Source organism: Nocardia sp. NPDC055002 (assembly GCF_053608825.1).
Genome location: NZ_JBSGWE010000010.1, coordinates 69,971 through 90,675 on the forward strand (window position 1 = coordinate 69,971; position 20,705 = coordinate 90,675).

The 20,705-nt window shown below is 67.7% G+C and carries 20 protein-coding genes and 2 tRNA genes; 14 read left to right on the forward strand and 8 right to left on the reverse strand.

All coding sequences use genetic code 11. The features are described from left to right. Positions 1 to 43: 43 nt before the first annotated feature. A complete protein-coding gene (locus ACWF99_RS30060) occupies positions 44 to 1,381 on the reverse strand; it encodes an MFS transporter (protein WP_378629886.1) in 1,338 nt (445 codons plus the stop codon). A gap of 109 nt (positions 1,382 to 1,490) precedes the next feature. Between ACWF99_RS30060 and ACWF99_RS30065 the strand changes: the two genes are divergently transcribed. Both ACWF99_RS30065 and ACWF99_RS30070 read left to right on the forward strand, forming a co-directional pair. Beyond that, entirely contained in the window at positions 1,491 to 2,045 is a 555-nt protein-coding gene (locus ACWF99_RS30065; protein WP_378629883.1) for a PadR family transcriptional regulator, read from the forward strand. After that, a complete protein-coding gene (locus tag ACWF99_RS30070) occupies positions 2,042 to 4,072 on the forward strand; it encodes an FAD-dependent oxidoreductase (RefSeq protein ID WP_452538026.1) in 2,031 nt (676 codons plus the stop codon). Before ACWF99_RS30065 ends, ACWF99_RS30070 begins: the two co-directional genes overlap by 4 nt. A 416-nt stretch (positions 4,073 to 4,488) precedes the next feature. Here ACWF99_RS30070 and ACWF99_RS30075 read toward each other — a convergent pair whose 3' ends face one another. Beyond that, the gene (locus ACWF99_RS30075; RefSeq protein WP_452538027.1) at positions 4,489 to 5,667 is read right to left on the reverse strand and encodes a phosphotransferase enzyme family protein; all 1,179 of its coding nucleotides are present in this window, start codon (positions 5,665 to 5,667) and stop codon (positions 4,489 to 4,491) included. Between the two features lie 85 nt (positions 5,668 to 5,752). On the opposite strand from ACWF99_RS30075, the gene cmrA reads away from it, so the two are divergent. Together cmrA and ACWF99_RS30085 are read left to right on the forward strand one after the other, a co-directional pair. Continuing rightward, the gene (gene cmrA / locus ACWF99_RS30080; RefSeq protein WP_378629878.1) at positions 5,753 to 6,556 is read left to right on the forward strand and encodes a mycolate reductase; all 804 of its coding nucleotides are present in this window, start codon (positions 5,753 to 5,755) and stop codon (positions 6,554 to 6,556) included. A gap of 142 nt (positions 6,557 to 6,698) precedes the next feature. Next, the gene (locus ACWF99_RS30085) at positions 6,699 to 7,988 is read left to right on the forward strand and encodes a diaminopimelate decarboxylase family protein (RefSeq protein WP_452538028.1); all 1,290 of its coding nucleotides are present in this window, start codon (positions 6,699 to 6,701) and stop codon (positions 7,986 to 7,988) included. A gap of 55 nt (positions 7,989 to 8,043) precedes the next feature. On the opposite strand, the gene ACWF99_RS30090 is transcribed toward ACWF99_RS30085, so the two are convergent. Then, positions 8,044 to 9,771 carry a helicase HerA-like domain-containing protein gene (locus ACWF99_RS30090; RefSeq protein WP_452538029.1) on the reverse strand — a complete coding sequence of 576 codons (1,728 nt, stop codon included), beginning with the start codon at positions 9,769 to 9,771 and terminating at the stop codon, positions 8,044 to 8,046. 197 nt (positions 9,772 to 9,968) lie between these two features. Here ACWF99_RS30090 and orn point away from each other — a divergent pair, with 197 nt between their 5' ends. The 3 genes from orn to ACWF99_RS30105 all read left to right on the forward strand — a co-directional run bounded on the left by orn (position 9,969) and on the right by ACWF99_RS30105 (position 12,135). Beyond that, entirely contained in the window at positions 9,969 to 10,607 is a 639-nt protein-coding gene (gene orn, locus ACWF99_RS30095) for an oligoribonuclease (RefSeq protein ID WP_266298291.1), read from the forward strand. A gap of 55 nt (positions 10,608 to 10,662) precedes the next feature. Then, positions 10,663 to 10,735 (forward strand) — tRNA-His (locus ACWF99_RS30100). 89 nt (positions 10,736 to 10,824) lie between these two features. Continuing rightward, on the forward strand, positions 10,825 to 12,135 hold the full coding sequence (locus tag ACWF99_RS30105; protein ID WP_452538030.1) for an FAD-binding oxidoreductase: 1,311 nt from the start codon (positions 10,825 to 10,827) through the stop codon (positions 12,133 to 12,135). A 93-nt stretch (positions 12,136 to 12,228) separates the two neighbouring features. Here the strand turns inward: ACWF99_RS30105 and ACWF99_RS30110 are convergent, their stop codons facing one another. Continuing rightward, complete coding sequence (locus ACWF99_RS30110) at positions 12,229 to 12,753, reverse strand: CGNR zinc finger domain-containing protein (RefSeq protein ID WP_378659540.1); 525 nt, start codon at positions 12,751 to 12,753, stop codon at positions 12,229 to 12,231. Positions 12,754 to 12,778: 25 nt separating this feature from the next. On the opposite strand from ACWF99_RS30110, the gene ACWF99_RS30115 reads away from it, so the two are divergent. Both ACWF99_RS30115 and ACWF99_RS30120 read left to right on the forward strand, forming a co-directional pair. Next, positions 12,779 to 12,949 carry a hypothetical protein gene (locus ACWF99_RS30115; RefSeq protein WP_378629872.1) on the forward strand — a complete coding sequence of 57 codons (171 nt, stop codon included), beginning with the start codon at positions 12,779 to 12,781 and terminating at the stop codon, positions 12,947 to 12,949. A 109-nt stretch (positions 12,950 to 13,058) separates the two neighbouring features. Further along, positions 13,059 to 13,403, forward strand: a complete 345-nt coding sequence (locus ACWF99_RS30120) for a hypothetical protein (RefSeq protein WP_378629871.1) — start codon at positions 13,059 to 13,061, stop codon at positions 13,401 to 13,403. 69 nt (positions 13,404 to 13,472) lie between these two features. Here ACWF99_RS30120 and ACWF99_RS30125 read toward each other — a convergent pair whose 3' ends face one another. After that, a complete protein-coding gene (locus tag ACWF99_RS30125) occupies positions 13,473 to 14,681 on the reverse strand; it encodes a L,D-transpeptidase (protein ID WP_452538031.1) in 1,209 nt (402 codons plus the stop codon). 316 nt (positions 14,682 to 14,997) lie between these two features. Here ACWF99_RS30125 and ACWF99_RS30130 point away from each other — a divergent pair. Further along, a tRNA-Lys gene (locus ACWF99_RS30130) sits at positions 14,998 to 15,073 on the forward strand. A gap of 86 nt (positions 15,074 to 15,159) precedes the next feature. On the opposite strand, the gene ACWF99_RS30135 is transcribed toward ACWF99_RS30130, so the two are convergent. Further along, the gene (locus ACWF99_RS30135) at positions 15,160 to 16,338 is read right to left on the reverse strand and encodes an MFS transporter (RefSeq protein ID WP_452538032.1); all 1,179 of its coding nucleotides are present in this window, start codon (positions 16,336 to 16,338) and stop codon (positions 15,160 to 15,162) included. A gap of 117 nt (positions 16,339 to 16,455) precedes the next feature. Here ACWF99_RS30135 and ACWF99_RS30140 point away from each other — a divergent pair, with 117 nt between their 5' ends. The 3 genes from ACWF99_RS30140 (at position 16,456) to ACWF99_RS30150 (ending at position 18,968) form a co-directional block, all read left to right on the forward strand. Continuing rightward, positions 16,456 to 17,427 carry a LysR family transcriptional regulator gene (locus tag ACWF99_RS30140; protein WP_452538033.1) on the forward strand — a complete coding sequence of 324 codons (972 nt, stop codon included), beginning with the start codon at positions 16,456 to 16,458 and terminating at the stop codon, positions 17,425 to 17,427. Positions 17,428 to 17,923: 496 nt separating this feature from the next. Further along, the gene (locus ACWF99_RS30145; RefSeq protein ID WP_378659547.1) at positions 17,924 to 18,553 is read left to right on the forward strand and encodes a transglycosylase SLT domain-containing protein; all 630 of its coding nucleotides are present in this window, start codon (positions 17,924 to 17,926) and stop codon (positions 18,551 to 18,553) included. Between the two features lie 76 nt (positions 18,554 to 18,629). After that, on the forward strand, positions 18,630 to 18,968 hold the full coding sequence (locus tag ACWF99_RS30150; RefSeq protein WP_378629863.1) for a hypothetical protein: 339 nt from the start codon (positions 18,630 to 18,632) through the stop codon (positions 18,966 to 18,968). A gap of 9 nt (positions 18,969 to 18,977) precedes the next feature. Here the strand turns inward: ACWF99_RS30150 and ACWF99_RS30155 are convergent, their stop codons facing one another. Further along, positions 18,978 to 19,598: a LysE/ArgO family amino acid transporter gene (locus ACWF99_RS30155; protein ID WP_378629861.1), complete on the reverse strand. Its 621-nt coding sequence runs from the start codon at positions 19,596 to 19,598 to the stop codon at positions 18,978 to 18,980. Between the two features lie 72 nt (positions 19,599 to 19,670). Between ACWF99_RS30155 and ACWF99_RS30160 the strand changes: the two genes are divergently transcribed. Then, entirely contained in the window at positions 19,671 to 20,564 is an 894-nt protein-coding gene (locus tag ACWF99_RS30160) for a LysR family transcriptional regulator ArgP (protein ID WP_452538034.1), read from the forward strand. A gap of 5 nt (positions 20,565 to 20,569) precedes the next feature. Here ACWF99_RS30160 and ACWF99_RS30165 read toward each other — a convergent pair whose 3' ends face one another. Next, positions 20,570 to 20,701 carry a hypothetical protein gene (locus ACWF99_RS30165; protein ID WP_378629857.1) on the reverse strand — a complete coding sequence of 44 codons (132 nt, stop codon included), beginning with the start codon at positions 20,699 to 20,701 and terminating at the stop codon, positions 20,570 to 20,572. Positions 20,702 to 20,705: the final 4 nt, after the last annotated feature.

Sequence of the window (20,705 nt, forward strand, 5' to 3'; positions counted from 1 at the left end):
TACGGGCGTACACACAATTCGACGCCGCCCCACCGGTGAGGTGTCACATATCGGCGGATACCGCGCGCGACGGCGCACGCACCGGCAGCAGCACCAGCAGACCCACCGCCAGCACGACCAGAAGTCCGGCGATGCCGGCGCGGTCGCTGTGGAAGGTCGAGACGAACACCCCGAACAGGGCGGGCGCCAGGAACGACACCGCCCGCCCGGTCGTGGTGTACAGGCCGAACAGCTGACCCTCTCGTCCCGGCGGTGCGAGTCGGGCCAGGAACGACCGGGCCGAGGCCTGCGCGGGGCCGACGAACACTGTGAGCGCGAGCCCGAAGATCCAGAACATCGTCGAGCCCGACACCATCAGCAGCGCGAGGCCGCACCCGAGCATCCCGACCAGTGACGCCACGATCACCCGTTTGGGCCCGATCCGGTCGTCGAACCGCCCGGCCACGACCGCGGCCGCCCCCGCGACGACGTTCGCGGCGATCCCGAACAGCAGCACATCGGCGTCGGCGAACCCGTACACCGTCACCGCGAGCACCCCGCCGAAGGTGAACACGCCTGCCAGACCGTCCCGGAACACCGCGCTGGCCAGCAGGAAGTACACCGTGTGCCGATCCTGACCCCACAGCTCCCGCACGTCACGCGCGAGCACCCGGTAGGAACCGAGGAAGCCGACTTTCGCGGCGCCGGGGTCGGCGCCGGTGCGCGGCATCTCGGGCACCGCGAACAGCACCGGCAGCGCGAACACGGTGAACCACACCGCCGCGAGCACGATCACGAGCCGGACATTGAGGCCCTGATCGGTGGGCATCGCGAGCAGGCCGCGGGTGTCACCGTCCCCGGCGAGGAACCCCGCGTAGCAGATCAGCAGCAGCACGATGCCACCGAAATAGCCCATCGCCCAGCCGAATCCGGAGACCCGCCCGACCGTGGCCGGTGTCGACACCTGCCGCATCATCGCGTTGTAGGGGACGCCGGCGAGTTCGAAGGTGGCCGAGGCGAACGCGAGCAGTGCCAGGCCGAGCCAGAGGTCGTGATAGTCGTCCCGGACGAAGAACATCAGCGACATCGCGCCGATCGTCAGCGCCGTCAGGGTCGCCAAGGCCCGTTTACGGGAACCGACCGCGTCGAAGTACTGCCCGCAGACCGGTGCCGTCAGCGCGACGATCAGTCCCGCCCCCGCCAGCGCCCAGCCCAGCCACGCACTGGCCGGTGTCGTCCCCGGCAGATCCTCGCCCACTTTGTCGGTGAGATACACCGAGAAGACGAAGGTCAGCGTCACGGCCTGGAACGCCGACGATCCCCAATCCCAGAGTCCCCACGCCAGCACCTGCCCGCGTCCGGCCGCCTCGCCGACGGTTTCGGCCGCGTTCACCTCGGTCATACGCCGAAGAGTAACGGCGAACCGGCACCCACGCCGTCTATTACATCCGCGCCGTCAGTTCATATGAACCTGGTTGCATAGTACCCAGTGTTCCGGATACTCTCGTGCCATGGCACTGGAGCACGCGCTACTGGTCTCGCTCACCGAGCGGGCCGGGTCGGGCTATGAGCTCGCTCGCCGATTCGACAAGTCGATCGGCTACTTCTGGAGTGCCACCCACCAGCAGATCTACCGGGTGCTCAAGCGGATGGAGTCCTCCGGCTGGGTCACCGTCGAATCGGTGAACCAGCAGGGCAAACCCGACAAGAAGGTGTACTCGGTGGCTCCGGCCGGTCAGGCCGAGATCGCCCGCTGGCTCGCCGAGCCCACCGACGCCACCCCCGCCCGCGACGAACTGGGCGTGAAGATCCGCGCCGCCGCGTACGGCGACATCGATGCCGTCTGCGCCGAGGTGGAGCGCCATCGCGGCCAGCACGCCCAGCGCCTCGACGAGTACCGACTCAGCGAAAAGAAATTCTTCCCGGTGCCGGACCAGCTCTCCGGCACCGCTCTGCACCAGTATCTGGTGCTTCGCGCGGGCATCCGCGCGGAGTCCGGCTACCTCGAATGGTGCGACGAAGTACTGCAGGCCCTGCGACCGCGAAAAGGTGACGACCGCCCATGACTGCCTATCCCCATCTGTTCGAGCCCCTCGACCTCGGCCACACCACGCTGCGCAACCGCGTGGTCATGGGCTCCATGCACACCGGCCTGGAGGACCGCGCCTGGGACACCAACAAGCTGGCCGCCTACTTCGCCGAGCGGGCCCGCGGCGGAGTCGGCCTGATCATCACCGGCGGCTACGCCCCCAACCGCACCGGCTGGTTGCTGCCGCTCGGCGGCAAGCTCACCAACAAGACCGAGGCGTACCGGCATCGCACGATCACCAAGGCGGTGCACGCCGAGGGCGGCAAGATCGCCATCCAGATCCTGCACGCGGGGCGCTATTCCTACATGCCGACCAGCGTTTCGGCGTCGGCGATCAAGTCCGCGATCAACCCGTTCAAGCCTCGGGCACTGTCGTCGAAGGGCGTCGAGAGCACGATCGACGATTACGCGCGCTGCGCGGGCCTGGCCAAGTTCGCCGGGTACGACGGCTGCGAGATCATGGGCGGTGAGGGCTATTTCCTCAACCAGTTCCTCGCACCGCGGGTGAACAAGCGCACCGACAAGTGGGGTGGCACCCCGGAGAACCGGCGTCGGCTGCCCGTCGAGATCGCCCGTCGCATCCGCGCCGAGGTCGGCCCCGATTTCATCATCGTGTTCCGGTTGTCGATGGCCGAGCTCGTGGAGAAGGGCCAGACGTTCGACGAGATCGTCGCCCTGGCACAGGAATTGGAGGCCGTCGGCGTCGACATCCTCAATACCGATATCGGCTGGCACGAGGCGCGGGTGCCCACCATCGTCACCTCGGTGCCGCGCGCGGCGTTCGTGGAGTTCACCGCGAAGATCGCGCGCAAGGTGAACATCCCGGTCTGCGCCTCGAACCGGATCAATATGCCCGAGGTCGCCGAGGAGATCCTGACCCGCGGCGACGCGGCGCTGATCTCCATGGCCCGCCCGCTGCTGGCCGACGCCGAATGGGCCAACAAAGCCGAGCAGAATCGGGCCGACGAGATCAACACCTGCATCGCCTGCAACCAGGCCTGCCTCGACCACGCCTTCGGCAACAAGAAGGTGTCGTGCCTGGTCAACCCGCGTGCGGGCAGCGAGACCACGCTGAACTTGCTGCCGACTCGGCGCGCCAAGCGAGTCGCCGTCGTCGGCGCGGGTCCGGCCGGGCTGTCGGCCGCGGTGAGTCTGGCCGAGCGCGGCCACCACGTCGACCTGTTCGAATCCGACGACAAGATCGGCGGCCAGTTCGACATCGCCCGCCGCATCCCAGGCAAGGAGGAGTTCGACGAGTCGATCCGCTACTTCCGCCGCAAGATCGACGTCACCGGCGTCACCCTGCATCTCGAGAAGCGGGTCACGGCCGAGGAATTGATCGCGGGCAAGTACGACTCGGTGATCCTGGCGACCGGTGTGCGTCCGCGCATCCCCAACATCCCCGGTATCGATCACCCGATGGTGCTCTCCTACGCCGAACTGGTGAAGGAGGAGAAGCCGGTCGGCAAGAAGGTCGCGGTGATCGGCGCGGGCGGTATCGGCTACGACGTGAGCGAATACCTCACCGTCGAAGGACATCCCACGCTCAAGCTCGACGAGTGGAAAGAGGAGTGGGGCGTCGATTCCGAGAACGAGCAGGCTCCCGGCCAGCTCAAGGAGCCCAAGCCCTCCCCCGCGGCGCGCGACGTGGTGCTGTTGCAGCGCAAGTCGACCCCGTTCGGCAAGGACCTCGGCAAGACCTCCGGGTGGGTGCACCGCGCGGCCCTCAAGGCCAAGGGTGTCGAGCAGGTCGGCGGCGTGAACTACGACCGCATCGACGACGCGGGCCTGCACATCAGCTTCGGCGAGAAGCACGAGAATCCGCGGGTGATCGAGGTCGACAACGTGATCGTCTGCGCCGGACAGGAATCGGTGCGTGAGCTCGAAGAGCCGTTGCGGGCGGCGGGTGTGGACCTGCACCTCATCGGCGGTGCCGACCTGGCCGCCGAACTCGACGCCAAGCGGGCGATCAACCAGGGCACTCGCCTGGCGGCCCGCCTGTAGTCCTTCCAGACCCGGTCATCCGACGCGACGGATGACCGCCCGCACCGCCCCGCGCCGAACTCGCATCCGGCGTGGGGCGGTGTTTCGTTGTGGGGGTGAGGTATTTGCGAGGTCCACCACACGCCACCCGCCGCGGCGATGGCCAGTGCGGCAGCCGGCATGGGTGCACGAGGTTTTTGTAGTCCGGGACGCGCTGGCTGTGTTTATTGGAGCGCTGGCGCGCTCGAGCGCGGCCCCTGGGGGCCGCGAGTTAGCCACCGTTGCTGGAGGCTGCGCCTCGGACGCAACGGCGGCTAACTCGCGGCCGGGCCGCTACGCCGCTTCGCGGCGGACCCTCCTCGAGGTCGGGTCGTGCGGGGCCGGGAATGCGGTCATGGCGGATTTGGGGTGTAGCCGCGGGTGGATGGTTGGCGCGGTCAAGGTAGGGAGGCGTCGCGAATCACATCGCGTAGGTCGTGGCCCTCTGCTGTCTGGTACCAGCGTAGGTGGCCGAGAAGCCAGTCTTGATAGGCGATTTCGGCGTTGCGTGGATCGTCGGCGATGGTCAGGAAGTAGTCAATTTCGGAGAGTTCGTAGCCGATGTGGGCCAGCGGGAGCAGGCTCGGAAGCAGGTTGCGTTCGGCCGCCGACAGTGTTCGCTCGGATCGGTATCCCTGGATCAGCGCGGTGACCTGGTCCGCGCGCACGTGGGCGGGACCGCCGTCGCGCAGGGAAATCCAGTCGACGGCGGTGCGTTCGATGGCGGTGGCCAGGTCGAAGACGGCGGTGGTCCGGTCGGCCAGTCCGAAATCGATCACCGAGGTCACCTCGTGGCCGGTCCACAGCAGGTTGGTCGCGTGCCAATCCCCATGCGTCCACAGTGGTGCGACACCGGAGAAGTCAGCCCGGAACTCGGGAACCTCAGCACGCCAGTCCCTTTCGCCCAGGAACCCGGCTACCGACGGCCGTCGCGCGATGTGCCATTCGAACGCGCTCACCACGTCACCGTGCATGCTCGCCAGCAACGGCCTGGCCGGTCGAGCGGGCGCATCGAAATCCGCTGCGGCCGAATGTAATCGACCGAGCATCACCCCGGCACCAGCCGCATCGTCGCTGTCGCGGTAGGGCGACCAGGAGAAGTCCGCGCGATACCGGTCCTTCCCGGCCCCCACCCGATGCACTTCGTAGACGAACTCACCCATATCGCCCCGCACACGATCATCGACACGGCGGAACTCATCGCTGCCCCCGGAGCCAGGGCTCAGCTCGCCGTCGCGGTGGCCGGGTGGTGGCACAGCCCGATCACCCACGGTCGCACGCACTTCGGGCACCGGAATACCCCGATCCCGCAGATGCGCCATGAAGCGGTGTTCCTCGGCCAAGGCCGTCACGTCGCGCAATCGCACCGGCATCCGCTTCACGACGAGCCGCTCCCCACCGTCCAACCGCACCCCCACCGTCGACGACAACGGTCGCGTACCCCGCCATTCGATCGTGGCAGGCGACCCACCCCAGGTCGCCGCGACCGCGCGGGCGATCTCGTCGTCGGTGAGCGCGGGCCATGTCGGCTCGGCCAGCGGATCGTCACCCATCCCGAACACCTGCGCGTCAGCCATGGCCCCAGTATCGACGGCCCCGGCCCGCGACCACCCCGTCGACGCGGGCACCGCATGGCCTGAGCCGATCCCCTAAGCTCCCCTCGTGAGCTTGCCCTCCCCCACTGCAGACAATCGTGCCGTCGTCACCGGCGCGTCCTCCGGCATCGGCACCGCGCTGGCCGCCGAACTGGCCGGGCGCGGCTATTCGCTGATCCTGGTCGCGCGCCGCGGTGAGATCCTCACCGAGCTGGCCCAGCGGTTGACCCTGGCCCATGGCATCACCGCCGAGGTCCGCGCGGTCGACCTGGCCGATCGCACCCAGCGGGCCGGCCTCGTCGACGAGCTCGCGGTTCGCGATATCGCCGTTCTCTGCAACAACGCGGGCATCGCGACGTTCGGGCCGGTCGCCGAGCTCGACTTCGCCTACGAGCGCATGCAGATGGAACTCAACGCCACCGCCGTGCACGACCTGACCCTGGCGGTGCTGCCCGGCATGATCGAGCGCAAGGCGGGCGGGATCCTGATCAGCGGTTCGGCGGCGGGCAATATGCCGATCCCGAACAACGCCACCTACGCGGCATCCAAGGCGTTCGCGAACACCTTCTCGGAGTCGTTGCGCGGCGAGCTCAAGGGCAGCGGCGTGAACGTCACCCTGCTGGCGCCCGGTCCCGTCCGCACCGAAACCCCGGCCCCCGAAGACCAGTCGATCGTCGACAAGATGGTCCCCGACTTCCTCTGGGTGTCGTCCGAGTACACCGCGAAGGTCTCCATCGACGCGCTGGCCCGCAACAAGATGCGCATCGTCCCCGGCCTGATCAGCAAGGGCATGAGCGTCGCGGGCAATTACGGCCCCCGGTCGTTCACCGCACCGATCGCGGGCGCGTTCTACAAGAAGCTGGGCGGCTGACACCTACGTCAGCAAGTCGTCAGGAACGGTCGCCGGGCGGTCAAGGACCCGTAAAGACCGAGTTCGGCCGGCCGCGAGCGGCGTAGTCCTTGAGGTGGCCCCGCCGTCCGAGTGCGGGGGCGTCCTCCTGGAGGAGACCACCGTGACGTTGCTCGATATCTTCCCGTCCCTGCGTGCGAGTGCGGTCCCCCGACTCGACCCGGCGGTGTGGCCCGCCGACACCCACTACGACGGTGACGGCCGGATCACCCTCGGCGGCGTGGCCCTGCACGACGTCGCCGACCAGTACGGCACACCGGTGCGCGTGATCGACGAGACCGAGGTGCGGGAACGCTGCCGCGCCTACCGCAAGCACTTCCCCGACACCGAGATCGTCTACGCGGGAACCGCGCTGATGCTGCGCACAGTGGCCCGCTGGGTCGCTGAGGAGGGCCTCGCCGTGCAGGTCGGTTCGACCGGTGAACTCGAGGTGGCGCTCGCCGCGGGCATCGACCCACGCCGGATCGTCCTGCAGGGCAACGGGGCTCCCTTCGACGAGCTCCGCGCCGCGGTAGGCGCGGGGGTCGGCCGCATCGTGGTCTCCACGCTCACCGAGATCACCCTGCTCGCCTCGCTCGTGACCCGCCCACAGCAGGTGCTGTTGCGGGTGGCGCCCGGAATCGAGGTGCCGGGCAGCTCGCGGTTCGGGTTCCCGCTCGGCAGCGATTCCTGCGCGGCGGCTGTGGCCCGGATCATCGCGCAGCCGAAGCTGATCCTGACCGGACTGCACTGCCACCTCGGCGCACAGATCCACGACCCCGACCTGTACGGCGAGGCGATCCGCCGGATGATCGCCGAGATGGCCTGGATCCAGGCCGAACACGGCGCCCTGCTGACCCATCTCGATATCGGCGGTGGGCACGCGGTTGCTCTGCGCGGCGGCGACGCCGAGCTCAACCTGCGCGAACTCGCCGACATCCTCGATGACGCGCTCGACGCGGGCTGTGCCCGACACCACTTCCCCCGCCCGGTCCTCGCGATGGAACCGGGGCGCGCGATCGTCGCGCGGGCGGGTGTCACGCTCTACCGGGTGCTCGCCGTCACCGAGGTCGCCGGCGGCAGGTGCGTGATCGTCGACGGGGATACCGCCGGACGCGACGATGTGAGTGCGCTCGTGGTCAACCGGCATCCGGCCGGACCCCAGCTCGCCGCATCGGTCGCGAGCAGGCACGGTGCCGCGGGCCGGCTCATCGCCGCAGAGGTCCGGATTCCGGCCGATCTCCGTGCCGGCGAGGTCCTCGCGGTGCCGTGCACCGGTGCCTATCACCCGTGCGCGGCCGGATATCGAACAGCGGGCAGGCCGCCGGTGGTCGCGGTCGCCCACGGCCGCACCGAGCAGCTGCTCCGCCGCGAGACGACCGCCGACCTGCTGATGCGTGAGCTGGCGCGGTGACTGGCTGACCCGGGAGTCGTGGAGTGCGGCCCGCCGATCGACGGGCCGCACTCGCTCACCGGCGGCGGGTGCCGAAAATGCTGCGGCTGATCTCGCGCCCGGCCGCACTCGCCGCCGAACGGAGGAAACTCTTCACCGCCGGATTCGCCATGATCCGTTCAGCGGCCGAATCCTCGTCCTGCTGGGCCGTCGAGCGCCCTGGCGCGGGGGTGGATTCGGGTACCGGCTCGGCGGCCGCCACGCTGGCGAGCAGCATCTCGTAGGCCGATTCCCGGTCGATGCTCTGCCCGTATCTGCCCTGCAGCGCGCTCGACAGGGCCTTGGACTTGATCGCCTCGTCGCCGATGGTGTCCATCAGCGAGCGCGGCGGCGCGATCTTGGTCCAGGCGACGGGCGTCGGCGCACCGGTTTCGGAGAGCACGGTGACGATGGCCTCACCGGTGCCGAGCGAGGTGAGCGCCTCTTCCAGGTCGTACACCGACGACTTCGGGTAGGTGCGCACCGTCTTCGACAGCGCCTTCTGATCGTCGGGAGTGAAGGCGCGCAAAGCGTGTTGCACGCGGGCGCCGAGCTGGGAGAGCACCGGGTTGGGGATGTCGGTGGGCAACTGGGTGCAGAAGAACACGCCGACGCCCTTGGACCGGATCAGCTTCACCGTCTGCTCGACCTGCTGCAGAAACGCCTTGGACGCCTCGGCGAACAGCAGATGCGCCTCGTCGAAGATGAACACGAGCTTCGGCTTGTCCACGTCACCCACCTCGGGCAACGTCTGGAACAGATCGGCCAGCACCCACATCAGGAACGTCGAGAACAACGCGGGCCGCGCCGCCTGCTGACCGAGCTCGAACAGCGTGATCACGCCGAGCCCGCCCGCGGTGCGCAGCAGATCGGCCGGGTCGAGTTCGGGTTCGCCGAAGAACGTGTCGCCGCCATCGGCTTCCAGATTCACCAGCGACCGCAGGATCACCCCGGCGGTCTGCGAGGACACCCCACCGATGCCCTTGAGGTCTTCCTTGCCTTCGGGGCTGGTGAGGTGGGTGATCACCGCCCGCAGGTCCTTCAGGTCCAGCAGCGCGAGGCCGCGCTGATCGGCCCAGTGGAAGATCAGGCCGAGCGTCGATTCCTGGGTGTCGTTGAGGCCGAGCACCTTGCTGAGCAGGATCGGTCCGAACGAGGTGATCGTCGCCCGGATCGGCACCCCGATGCCGCCGGTGCCGAGTGAGACGAACTCGGTGGGGAACGCACCGGGCGCCCAGTCGGTCGCGCCGGTCTCGGCCGCGCGCGCCCGGATCTTCTCGGTGTCGGCCCCCGGCTCGCTCAAGCCCGACAGGTCACCCTTGACGTCGGCCATCACCACGGGAACGCCCGCGCGGGATAGATGTTCGGCGATGCCCTGCAGGGTCTTGGTCTTGCCGGTGCCGGTCGCACCCGCGACGAGGCCGTGCCGGTTCATCATCCGCACCGGAATACGCACGCGCGCACCGGGATCAGCCACGCCGTCGACCATCACCGTGCCGAGTTCCAGTGCGGGTCCGCTGAAGGCGTAGCCCTCGGCGATCTGCGCGGCCGCGCCGGACGCCGCCGGCTTCGAGGCGGATTCCTCACCCGCAGAATCGGATTCGCTGCCCTCGGCGGCCGGCTGACTGTCCGTGGCCGGTGTCGCGCTCGCCGCCGCGGCTTCCTGCTCGGCGGCCTCCGCGGCCGCCATGGCCTCGGCGGCGACTCTGGCCGCGTCTTCGGCCGCCTTGCGTGCCGCTGCCGCCTTCTCCTGTGGGGTGGTCATTCGCGCGTCCTCCGTCTGCTCACTGGCACGTACGCAAGAAATGCTCGAAACGTCTGCGGTCAATTCCAGGCAAACTGTATCCGGGCACGTCACCCGGTCGGCAGACATCCGGGGATGTCGTCGGCAAACCCGGTCCGCCTCGCCCGCGCGACACACCTGCCGACCGGGTTCACGGGCCCACCATTAGGGTGGCTCCCGTGTCAGACAAACTCCTGGTCTGGATGGATTGCGAAATGACGGGGCTCCGTCTCGACAGCGACAAGCTGATCGAGATCGCCGCGCTCGTAACCGACAGCGACCTCAACATTCTCGGTGACGGTGTCGACATCGTCATCCACGCCGACGACGCCGCCCTGGCCTGCATGCCACCGGTCGTCGCCACCATGCACGCGAAGTCCGGTCTGACCGAAGAGGTTCGGCGGTCCACCGTCACTCTCGAGCAGGCCCAGCAGCAGGTACTCGACTACATCCGCGAGTACGCGCCCACCGCGCGCACGGTGCCGCTGTGCGGTAACTCCATCGGCACCGATCGCGGTTTCATCGCCCGCGACATGCCGGAGCTGGACGCGCACCTGCACTACCGGATGGTCGACGTGAGCTCGATCAAGGAACTGTGCCGACGCTGGTACCCCCGCATCTACTTCGGTCAGCCGGAGAAGGGCCTGGCCCACCGCGCGCTGGCCGACATCAAGGAATCCATCCGCGAACTCGAGTACTACCGCCGTACCGCCTTCGTGCCGCTGCCCGGGCCGTCGACCACCGAGATCGCGGCGGCCGCCCAGGAGGCCACCGAGGCCGTGGATGTCACCGGTTCGAGCCATCTACCAGCGGATTAGGGGTTGACACTCCACACACGCTAATATCGACGGCGCCGGTGATTCACCGGTGATGGTGACCGTAGTTCAGTTGGTAGAGCACCAGGTTGTGATCCTGGATGTCGCGGGTTCGAGTCCCGTCGGTCACCCCGAAGAGAAGGCCCGGTCCACAAGGACCGGGCCTTCTTTGCTATCCGGACACATGTCACACTCGCGGCTCCCGCATCGTCTACTGGCTATGAGCATCAACGACCTGCGTACCGATATCCGGGGAAACGTTCTCCTACCGGGTGATACCACCTTCGATCTCGCCACCCGTCCCTGGAACACCGCGATCGCCCAGTCGGTCGCCGCCGTCGTCGAGGTCGCCGATGCCGACGACCTCGCGGCCGTCGTGCGCTACGCCAACCGCGCGGGCCGTGCGGTGGTCACCCAGCCGACCGGCCACGGCGCGACCGGCGACATCGACGACGCGATTCTCGTGCGCACCACCGAACTCAACGCCGTCGCCATCGACCCGGCCCAGCGGGTGGCCCACATCGGCTCCGGCGCCCAGTGGGGCGCCGTCCAGGCAGCGGCCGCCGCACACGGCCTGAGCGGCCTGGCAGGCAGCAACCCCGTGGTCGGTGTCACCGGATACACCCTGGGCGGCGGATTCGGCTGGCTGGCCCGTAAACACGGTTGGGCCGCCGACGCGGTCCGGGCGTTCGAGATCGTCGACGCCGACGGCAAGCGTGGCCGGGTGAGCGCCGACTCCGACCCCGAGCTGTTCTGGGCACTACGCGGCGGTGGTGGCGACTTCGCGATCGTCACCGCGCTCGACATCGACCTGTTCGAGTTGCCACGGCTCTACGGCGGCCGGGTGAGTTGGCCGGCCGAGCGCACCCGCGAGGTGTTCGACGTGTTCACCGAACTCACCACCGACGCACCGCCGGAACTGTCGGTGTGGCTACAGCGCTATCAGATCCCCGGCGCCGCACCCACAGTCGCCATCGACTTCGCCTACCTCGGCGACGAAGCGCGTGGCCGCGAGCTGACCAGCCGCCTCGACACTGTCACCGGCGCACTCGTCGACACCCGCGCCACCATGACCCCCGACCGGATCGGCACCATCACCGCCGAACCCACCGAACCCGGCCCGTCGCTCTCGCGCGGCGAACTGCTCACCGACCTGGGTGACGCGGTAGTCAAAACGATCATCGACGCCCCGGTCGCGCCCCTGCTCAATATCCAGATCCGCGGCCTCGGGGGCGCGATAGCCGAACCTACCGGTGAACATGGAGCACGCGGCCCGATCACCGAGCCCTACGCCCTCTACCTGCTCGGCCTCGGCCTCCCCCCCCTCATCGACGACGTCAAGGCAGCCTTCTGCACTATCGTCGACAACCTCGGCGCCCACGTCACCGGCAAGAAGCCGTACACCTTCCTCGCTCCGGGTGAATCGGCCCAGGCCGCCTTCGACACTGCCACCCTGGACCGCCTCCGCGAGATCAAGCGAAACCGCGACCCGCGAAACGTCGTGCGCGCCAACTTCCCCGTCCACAACTGACCACCGATCCGCGCCGTCCACAGCCGACGGCGCAGGTCGAGGGTGTTCGCCGGAGTGGCGAAGGGCACGGGAGTGAACGCCGCTGGACGGTTGTCAGGCGGTTGCGCGGTTCGCTCGGTGCCGTCGGACGGCCGACCGGTTCGCGCACGCCGGGCTACAGAAGCGCTGTCTGCCGTTGCGTGAAATGTCGGCGTACACCTGCGCGCACCCGTCGGCCTCGCAGGCGCCCAGACGGTCCATCCCGAGCCCGGTCAGGTGCAAGGCGGTGCCGACGGTGATCAACGCCGCGATCTGGCGGTCCGTCGCCACCCCCGGGTCGCGGAAATGTAGATGCCAGCCGTCGCCCACATGGTCGGTCAGGCGGGGCGCGGAGGCGTACTCGGCCAGCAACACGTTGAGCCGGGCCGCACGTTCGGTGCGATCCGCGCACTCCACCACACCCCGCCAGCGGCCCAGGAAGGCCGTTACCGACGCCAGATCGCCGTCGGACACCGGCGTGGACAGCACCAAGCCCGCCGCCGCGCAGCGTCGCGCCAACTCCGCGGCGTTCGAACACGGATCGTTGAGCAGGTCGACGCCCAGCAGCACCGGCTCACGCCCGTAATGGTTGTAATGCACAATGCCATTACATCAGACTCGAACCATGAACAGCCACCCCGCACACACCTGGCAGATCGAGTCACGCCACCGGACCAGCGAGGGCGTCGTGGCCTACCAACGCTGCCGCTGCGGCGCGCGCAGGGTGGTCGTCGACCACCTGAGCGTCGCGTCCGAGATCCATCGCGACGAACCGGGCCTGGCCGCCGCCGGATAACTCGCACCACCATGACGAACGTCACGTTTGACCGCTACACTTTGGACCGCTGCCCAGATGTGGGGCAGATCTCGCCATCGCGTCAGCGCTCGACCGGAAAGACCCCTTGATGAAGCGTTCCACCGTCGTCGCCGTCCTCGCGGCCGTCACCGTGCTCGGCCCCGTCGCCGGGACCGCCGCGGCCTCGCCCGGCCTGCCCCTCACCGACTTCACGGCGGAGACCCCCATCGGCGACTTCGGCCTGCCGAGCGATCAGCCCGAATCCGGTTCGGCGCAGAGCGGCTCCACCACCGGCGTCGAAACCACCGGGTCCTCCGGTACCGGCTCGGCCGGCCTGCCCAACCTCGACCGCCTGCTGTTCGGCGGCCGCATTCTGTGCGGCGCCTTCGGTAGCGCGCTCGCGGTCGCGGGCGAGGCGATGATGGACTGCAGCGAACTCCCCACCCCGCTCTGAGCGGTCCACGGACACAACGAAGGGGCATCGGAAAATCCGGTGCCCCTTCGTTTTTCGTACGTCGCGTGCCTACGGAGCGTCGGCGTTGCCCGCCTTCCATTCCGGCCACGCGATGTTCCAGTCACCCAGCCCGTCGACACCGGACAGGGTGCCGCCGACCGTGTTCTTGATGACAGTGATGTCACCGCGCTTGGCGTTCTCGTACACCCAGCGCGCGTTCGCCGGACTCAGGTTCAGGCAGCCGTGACTGGCATTGGAGTAGCCCTGCTGCCCCACCGACCACGGCGCCGAGTGGAAGAAGATGCCGCTGTAGGAGATTCGCGTCGCGTAGTCGACCGGCGTGCGGTACCCGTCGGACGAGTTCACCGCCACACCGTAGGTCGAGGAGTCCATGATGATCTTCTCGTGCCGGTCGCTGACGATGTAGACGCCGTTGTCGGTGGGGGTGCTGTCCTTACCCATCGAGGTGGGCATGGTCATGATCACCTGACCGTTCTTCTCCACCACCACCTGCTTGGTGTTGTCGTCGGCGGTGAAGACCACCGCGTCACCGATGGTGAAGAACGAATGGATGTTGTCCTGGCCGTACAGGCCCTTGCCCAGGTCCTTGCCGTAGACGTTCACGTCTACGGTCACCTTGGTGCCCGGTGTCCAGTAATGCTCTGGGCGCCACCGCACTTCGCGATTGTTCACCCAGTAGAAGGCGCCCTCGACAGCGGGCTCGGTGGTGATCTTGATGGCCTCTTGGGCGGCACGGCGATCGGGGATGTTCTCGTCGAACTGGATCGCGACCGGCTGACCGATGCCGACCACTTCGCCCTCGCCGGGCAGCAGGTACGGCTTGGTCTGGCTCTTCGGCGAGCTGGTGGTGAAGCTCAGCGTCGAGGAGTTCGCGCCACCGAGCCCGATGGCCGAGGCCGTGAGCTTGTAGGTCTTGCCGTAGCCGAGCACCTCGGCGGTCGACCAGGAGCGCCCGTCCGCGGCCAGCTGACCCGCCACCGCGGTGCCCTGCTGGTTGGTCAGCGTGACATCGGTGAACTTGCCGTCCTCGACCTGGAAGGCCATCGGCATGCCGGGCGAGACGCCGACCTGCCCGTCCTTGATGGTCGAGACGAGCTTCGGCTTGATGAGCTCGGCGAGGGGGTTGCGATCGATCGCCACCTCCACCCCGGTGCCCTCCGCGGCCGAGCAGGCCGACGCGCCGAGCGCGAACACCGCCAACAGCACCACTGGAACGATCGTCCGTAGCGACCGAGGTCGCCCCCGCTTCTTACCCATGTCAACCCCGTTTCCGTACCGACGCGATTACAGTGCGCCGCAGATCCCACCGACCCGAATCGCTAGAGCCATCCGTGTAGGCGGGGGGCGTTACGAACTCGACGTCTCGCCCATTCTGCCAGCTGGCCCGGCCGGTTCCAACGGGAAAGCCCCCGCGACACGACCAAGTCACAATCGTTAGATAGGTCCGGAGGTCGTCGGTGTTAACAACGCCAGATGTGCGGCATTGTTGCTGGTCAGCGCCCGATTTCACTTTCCGCCCCACGGCCTGCTAATGTTTGTTCCGCACCGGAGACGGGGCAAAGAACAAAGACATGCGCCATTAGCTCAATTGGCAGAGCAGCTGACTCTTAATCAGCGGGTTCGGGGTTCAAGTCCCTGATGGCGCACCACAACGAAGCCTCTGACCAGGTCCAACGGTCAGAGGCTTCGTTCGTTTCACCGCCAGGGATAGGCCGTCACCGTTCGGTGATCTCTCTCACGAGGGGGCAGAGGTCGCCGCTGGAGCGACACGCTTGCTCTCGGCAGTGTCACGGCGCCATGCGGCAGCACTGACAGCGATACCGAGGACCGTGACAGCGGCGGCGACCAGGTACACGGCGCGCAGTCCGGCGGAGTCGATCACCCGCCCGCCGAACCAGCCCGCGAAGGCCGCGGCGAGCTGATACGCCGAGGCGTTGACCGCGATAGCGAGCGTCGGGGCCTGCCTCGCGGTGTTCAGGACACGGGCCTGCATTCCCGGGATCACCGAGAAGCCGAGTGCGCCCACCAGGAACACCATCACGCCGATGAGCACGATCTGGCCGCTCACGGCCCACATCAGCAGCAACGCACACGCCAGCAACGCGAGCAGACCGAGCTGCGCACGTTTCGGTGAGCGGTCGGACAGTCTGCCGCCGACGACGTTGCCCACCGTGGCGCCGAGGCCGTAGACGAGGAGCATCACCGCCACAGCACTGGAGGCGAACGACGCGACATCGGTCAGCAACGGCGCGAAATAGACGAACACCATCAGCACGCCCGCACTGCCGATCGCCGTGACGGCAATGGCCAGCGCAACGTCGCGATCGCGGAACACCCGCAATTCCGACCACGCCGACCCGCCGGCGTTCGCCACCTCCGGGACCGAGCGCAGAACCAGCACCAAGCCGAGAGCACATACCACCGCAATCGCGAAAAACGGTGTACGCCAATCGAACCGATTGCCCAGCAGCGTCCCGATCGGTGCACCCAGCACCATGGCGATGTTCATCCCGAAGACCAGCTTCGAGACCGTGGACGCCTGCTTGTCCGGCGGCGAGGTCGAGGTCGCGATGACGATCGCGTTCGCGAAGAACGTGGAGGTGACCAACGCGGTGACAACGCGGGCAACGAAGAGGAACTCATAGGAGGGCGCCAGCGCGGAGGCGACGTTGCCCGCCACCGCGATCAAGAGCAGCACGCTGATCAACGGTTTGCGCGAGTAACGCGCGGTGAGCGCGGTGACGACCGGTCCACCGAAGATCATTCCGACGGCATAAGCGGTCACCAGAAGCCCGGCCGCCGAAATAGAGACGCCTAGTTCAGCCGCGACGTCGGGAAGGATTCCCGCGATCACGAATTCACCGGTCGTAATACCGAAGACGCACAATACGAGTGCGGCAAGACTTTGTCGCATGATTCCTGTTTCTGGTAATCGATCGGTGGCGGCAGCGAAATAAACCTTGCCAGCCTGGGCGATGCCTCACAATGGTGTAACTATCAGGATCTCGCCGTCATCGATAGAGTGTGGGTTATGGATGGGACAGGCTCGAGCTTGCAGGGCGACGACCCCACACCCCACCAACTCCGCCTGCTGCTGGTTCTCGCCGAGGAGCTGCATTTCGGCCGGGCAGCGCGCCGCGTCTACCTGACCCAGCCCGCACTCAGCCAGCAAATCCGGGCACTGGAGCAACGATTGGGAGTTCGGCTCTTCGATCGAACCAGCAGACGGGTAGAACTCACTCCTATCGCGCTGGAATTGCTACCGCTGGCTCGTTCGATAGTGGATTCCTCGGAGCAGTTGAGAGAAATGGCGAATCACGCCTCGGCAGAGGCGAGAATATTGCGGATCGGGGTATGTGAGAGTTTTACGGCACTCGGCCCGACCCGCCAGATCATCGATGGAATATCGACACGTTTTCCGGAACTGGGCCCTCGTGTGCAGGTGATCGACACGTTCACCGAGCAGTTGGCAGCGCTGGAGCGCGGTGAAATTCATGCGGCGTTCGTCCACGTGCCTGTTCCGTCGCATCTGCACGTCGTGCCACTCGTGGTCGAGCGCCGGGTTGCCTGCCTGGCCGCTACGGATCCGCTGGCGCGACGAGAGTCGCTACGCCTGGCCGATCTCGCACACCATGCGGTCGTCACGATGGTGCCCGAGTCGTTCCCGGAGGGACGTGCGTATTGGACCGCCGACCCGCGGCCCGACGGCCGAGCGGTTCGCTATGCCACGGCCACGGGCACGACGTTCGAGTCGATGCTCGCGACCGTCGCACTGACCGGCGCGGTCGCCTTCGTCCCTGCCTCTGCCGCGCAGTTGTACCCACGCCCCGACCTGCGCTTCGTGCCGGTCGACGCACTTGCCGACTGCACTTTCGGCATCGTATGGCGTTCGAGCGAGGCGGACGAGCCCCGCATGGCCGGTCTGCGAGAGGTGGTAGCCACGGTCGCCGGGCAACGGTCACGACGTCGTTATCGGACCGCCATGGACAATCCGGCAGATTAGCGCTCAGGCCCCGATTCGAACCGCCTCGAGCTGCGCAAACCCCCGCAAAACCTGATTCGGGCAAACTTTTTCTGTGACGGCCGCCACGCAGATCAGAGTCGCAAACCTCCTGCATACATAACGATTCTGCAACTGCCCGGCAATGAACCAAGATCGGCAACGTTTGCCGTTCAGGTTTCGTTCACCTTGCGTTAACCCGTCGTGACCATTCTGTCATCAGGTCACAAACGGACCTGCGGTTTGGTTAGCCCGGAAGTATCCAACCTCCGATAGCACCGAACAGCGCGTGGTCTCCCCGCAGCCAGCTGTGGAGCACCGTGCGGCGCCAGCGATGAACTGCCATCGAGCGTTCGTCCCCCGACAGTGTCGCACCTTCCCATACAGACAGAAACAACGCATCGCCTGACCGGCGTGTACTCCCGTGCGCGCTGCGCGATCCATCGCGCCCTGATGCAGGGCCTGCGTCGCCAGACAGAGATGAAGGAACAGAAAAGCAATGCTCAACAAAGACAAGCTCAGCACCGTTATCGGCCGTCGCTCGCGCCGTGAGGCGTTCACCGTGGCAGTCGCCGCGGTCGGTCTGGTCGCCGTAGCAGCGTCCTCCGCCGTCTCGTTCGCCGACGACAGCGTTCCCGAGCGTGCCGCCATGGTCGTCGAGCAGGCGGAGAACATCCCCGCCGTCGGCGCCGCCCCCGCCATCCAGGCCATCCCGGCGCCCGCGCCGCAGGCCGCTCCCGCCCCGGCACCGGAGGCCGCCCCGGCTCCCGAGGCCGCTCCGGCCCCGATGCCCGAGGTGAAGTCCTACGAGGACAACCTGCACGGCTGGATCACCGAAGCGCTCGACATCATGGCCGCCAAGGGCATCCCCGGCAGCTACGAGGGCATCCACCGCAACATCATGCGCGAGTCGACCGGCAACCCCCAGGCGATCAACCTGTGGGACTCCAACGCCGCGATGGGCATCCCCTCCAAGGGCCTGCTCCAGGTGATCGACCCCACCTTCGCGACCTACCACGTCGAGGGCACCCCCTTCGACGTCTGGAACCCCGTGGCCAACATCGTCGCGGCCTGCAACTACGCGGCGCAGCGCTACGGCTCCATGGACAACGTCAACTCCGCTTACTGAGCAACCTGACGGGTGAACGCCCGCGCCCCGGTCATCGCCGACCGGAGCGCGGGCGTTCCGTCGTAGAATCGCCGTCGTGCCAGACAGCGCCGATCAGGCACCCGATCACGCGCATTCCGACGCGGCCACCGCCAGCCGCGTCGCCAAGGCCCGCCGCATGGCCGCCTACGTGTGGTCACGCGATATCCGCAGCGCCGAACTGCTCGCCCTGCCCGCCGCCACCCTGCGCAAGCTGGCCCGCGCCGCCGACACCAATCCGCCGAGCACCGGCGAGACCTGGCAGGTGGTCGCCGACCTCCTCGACCAGAAGGACGCCTGGGCGGCCCGCAACCCCGAGCACGCCGCCGCGGTGCGCACCCACGCCGACGAGAAGCTGCTGTGGGTCAAGCCCCCGGTGAAGCCGTGGGAGTCCTAGCGCCGCGCCTCAGGCGAGCAGCAGCCCGACGGCCAGCGCGAGCATGACCACAGCGATCAGCGAATCCAGGACACGCCACGCGCTCGGGCGCGCGAAGAGCGGACCGAGCCGACGGGCACCGTAGCCGAGGGCGCCGAACCACAGGACGCTGGCGAGCATGGCCCCCGCGGCCAGGAACCAGCGGTCGGGCGTCGCGTAGGTGCTGGCGAAGGAACCGAGCAGGACCAGCGTGTCGAGATACACGTGCGGATTGAGCCAGGTCAGCGCCAGACAGGTGAGCACGGACGCACCCACGGCCACCGAGGCACCCGCCGCGTCGGCGATCAGGGTCGACGAACCGAGAGCACGCCGGGCCGCCAGCAGCGCGTAGCCGACCAGAAAGGCCGCCCCCGCGTACCGGGCGATGGTCAGCACCGCCGGAAACGACTCGACGACCGCCCCGAACCCGGCCACGCCCGCGCCGATCAACACGATGTCGGACACCGCGCACACCGCGATCACCGGCAACACGTGCTGCCCACGCACCCCCTGGCGCAGCACGAACGCGTTCTGCGCGCCGATGGCCACGATGAGCGAGAGCCCGAAGCCCAATCCGGAGAGGGCGGCCGACGCCGCCGATGATGCCGTCACAGCTCTCGACGTTAAGAGGCCGTCAATTTTCAGTCCAGCTAATGATTCTTCACAACCATTAGAGTCACTTAAGTGGATTTCCAGCTGGACCAGTTGCGCGCCCTCAACGCCGTCCTCACCGAGGGCACGTTCGACGCGGCCGCCCGTCGGCTCAATCTCACCCCGTCGGCCATCAGCCAGCGGATCAAGGCATTGGAGGAATCGGCGGGACGCGTGCTGGTGCAACGCTCGAAACCGGTGCGCCCCACCGAATCCGGTCTCGCGGTGCTGCGCCTGGCCCGGCAGATGGAATTGCTCGCGGGCGACACCGCGCGCGAGCTCGGCGATGCCGACCGCCCCGCCGACCGGCCGATTCGCATCCCGATCGCCGTCAACGCCGACTCCCTCGAATCGTGGGTGATGCCCGCGCTCGCGAGCGTGCCCGCCGGGATCACCTTCGACCTGCACCGCGAAGACGAGGAACACACCACCCGGTTGCTGCGCGACGGCACGGTGACCGCCGCGATCACCGCCACCGCCACACCGGTGCAGGGCTGCACGGTGACCCCGCTGGGCGCGATGCGCTACCGCCCCACGGCGACACCGCGGTTCGTCCGCACCTGGTTCCCCGACGGCCCGACCGCCGCCGCGTATGCCCACGCGCCCGTCGTGCACTTCGATCGCAAAGACGATCTCCAGTTCCGCCAGCTACGCCGGCGCACCCGGCGCCAGGTCGATCCGCCGGGTCATTACGTGCCCTCGTCGAGCGCGTTCGCCGACGCGGTGCGGCTCGGCCTCGGCTGGGGCATGCTGCCCGACCTGCAAACCGGGAAAGACCGCACCGCAGGCACTCTGGTCAACATCGACGGTGATTCCCACATCGATGTCCCGCTGTACTGGCAGCAGTGGAAGCTGCACTCCCCCGCCCTCGCCGCCGTCGCCACCGCGATCGCCGCGGCCGCCGCGTCAGCGCTGGCGACGAACTGACCGGCTCACGCGTCGTCGAGATCCGGGACCAGGCTCAGTCCCCACTGATTGGCGCAGTTGGTACACACCCACGTTCCGTTCATCTCCCGATAGGTGAACTTGTCGTCACAGGCGGGGCAGTTCGGCGAATCAGTCATCGAA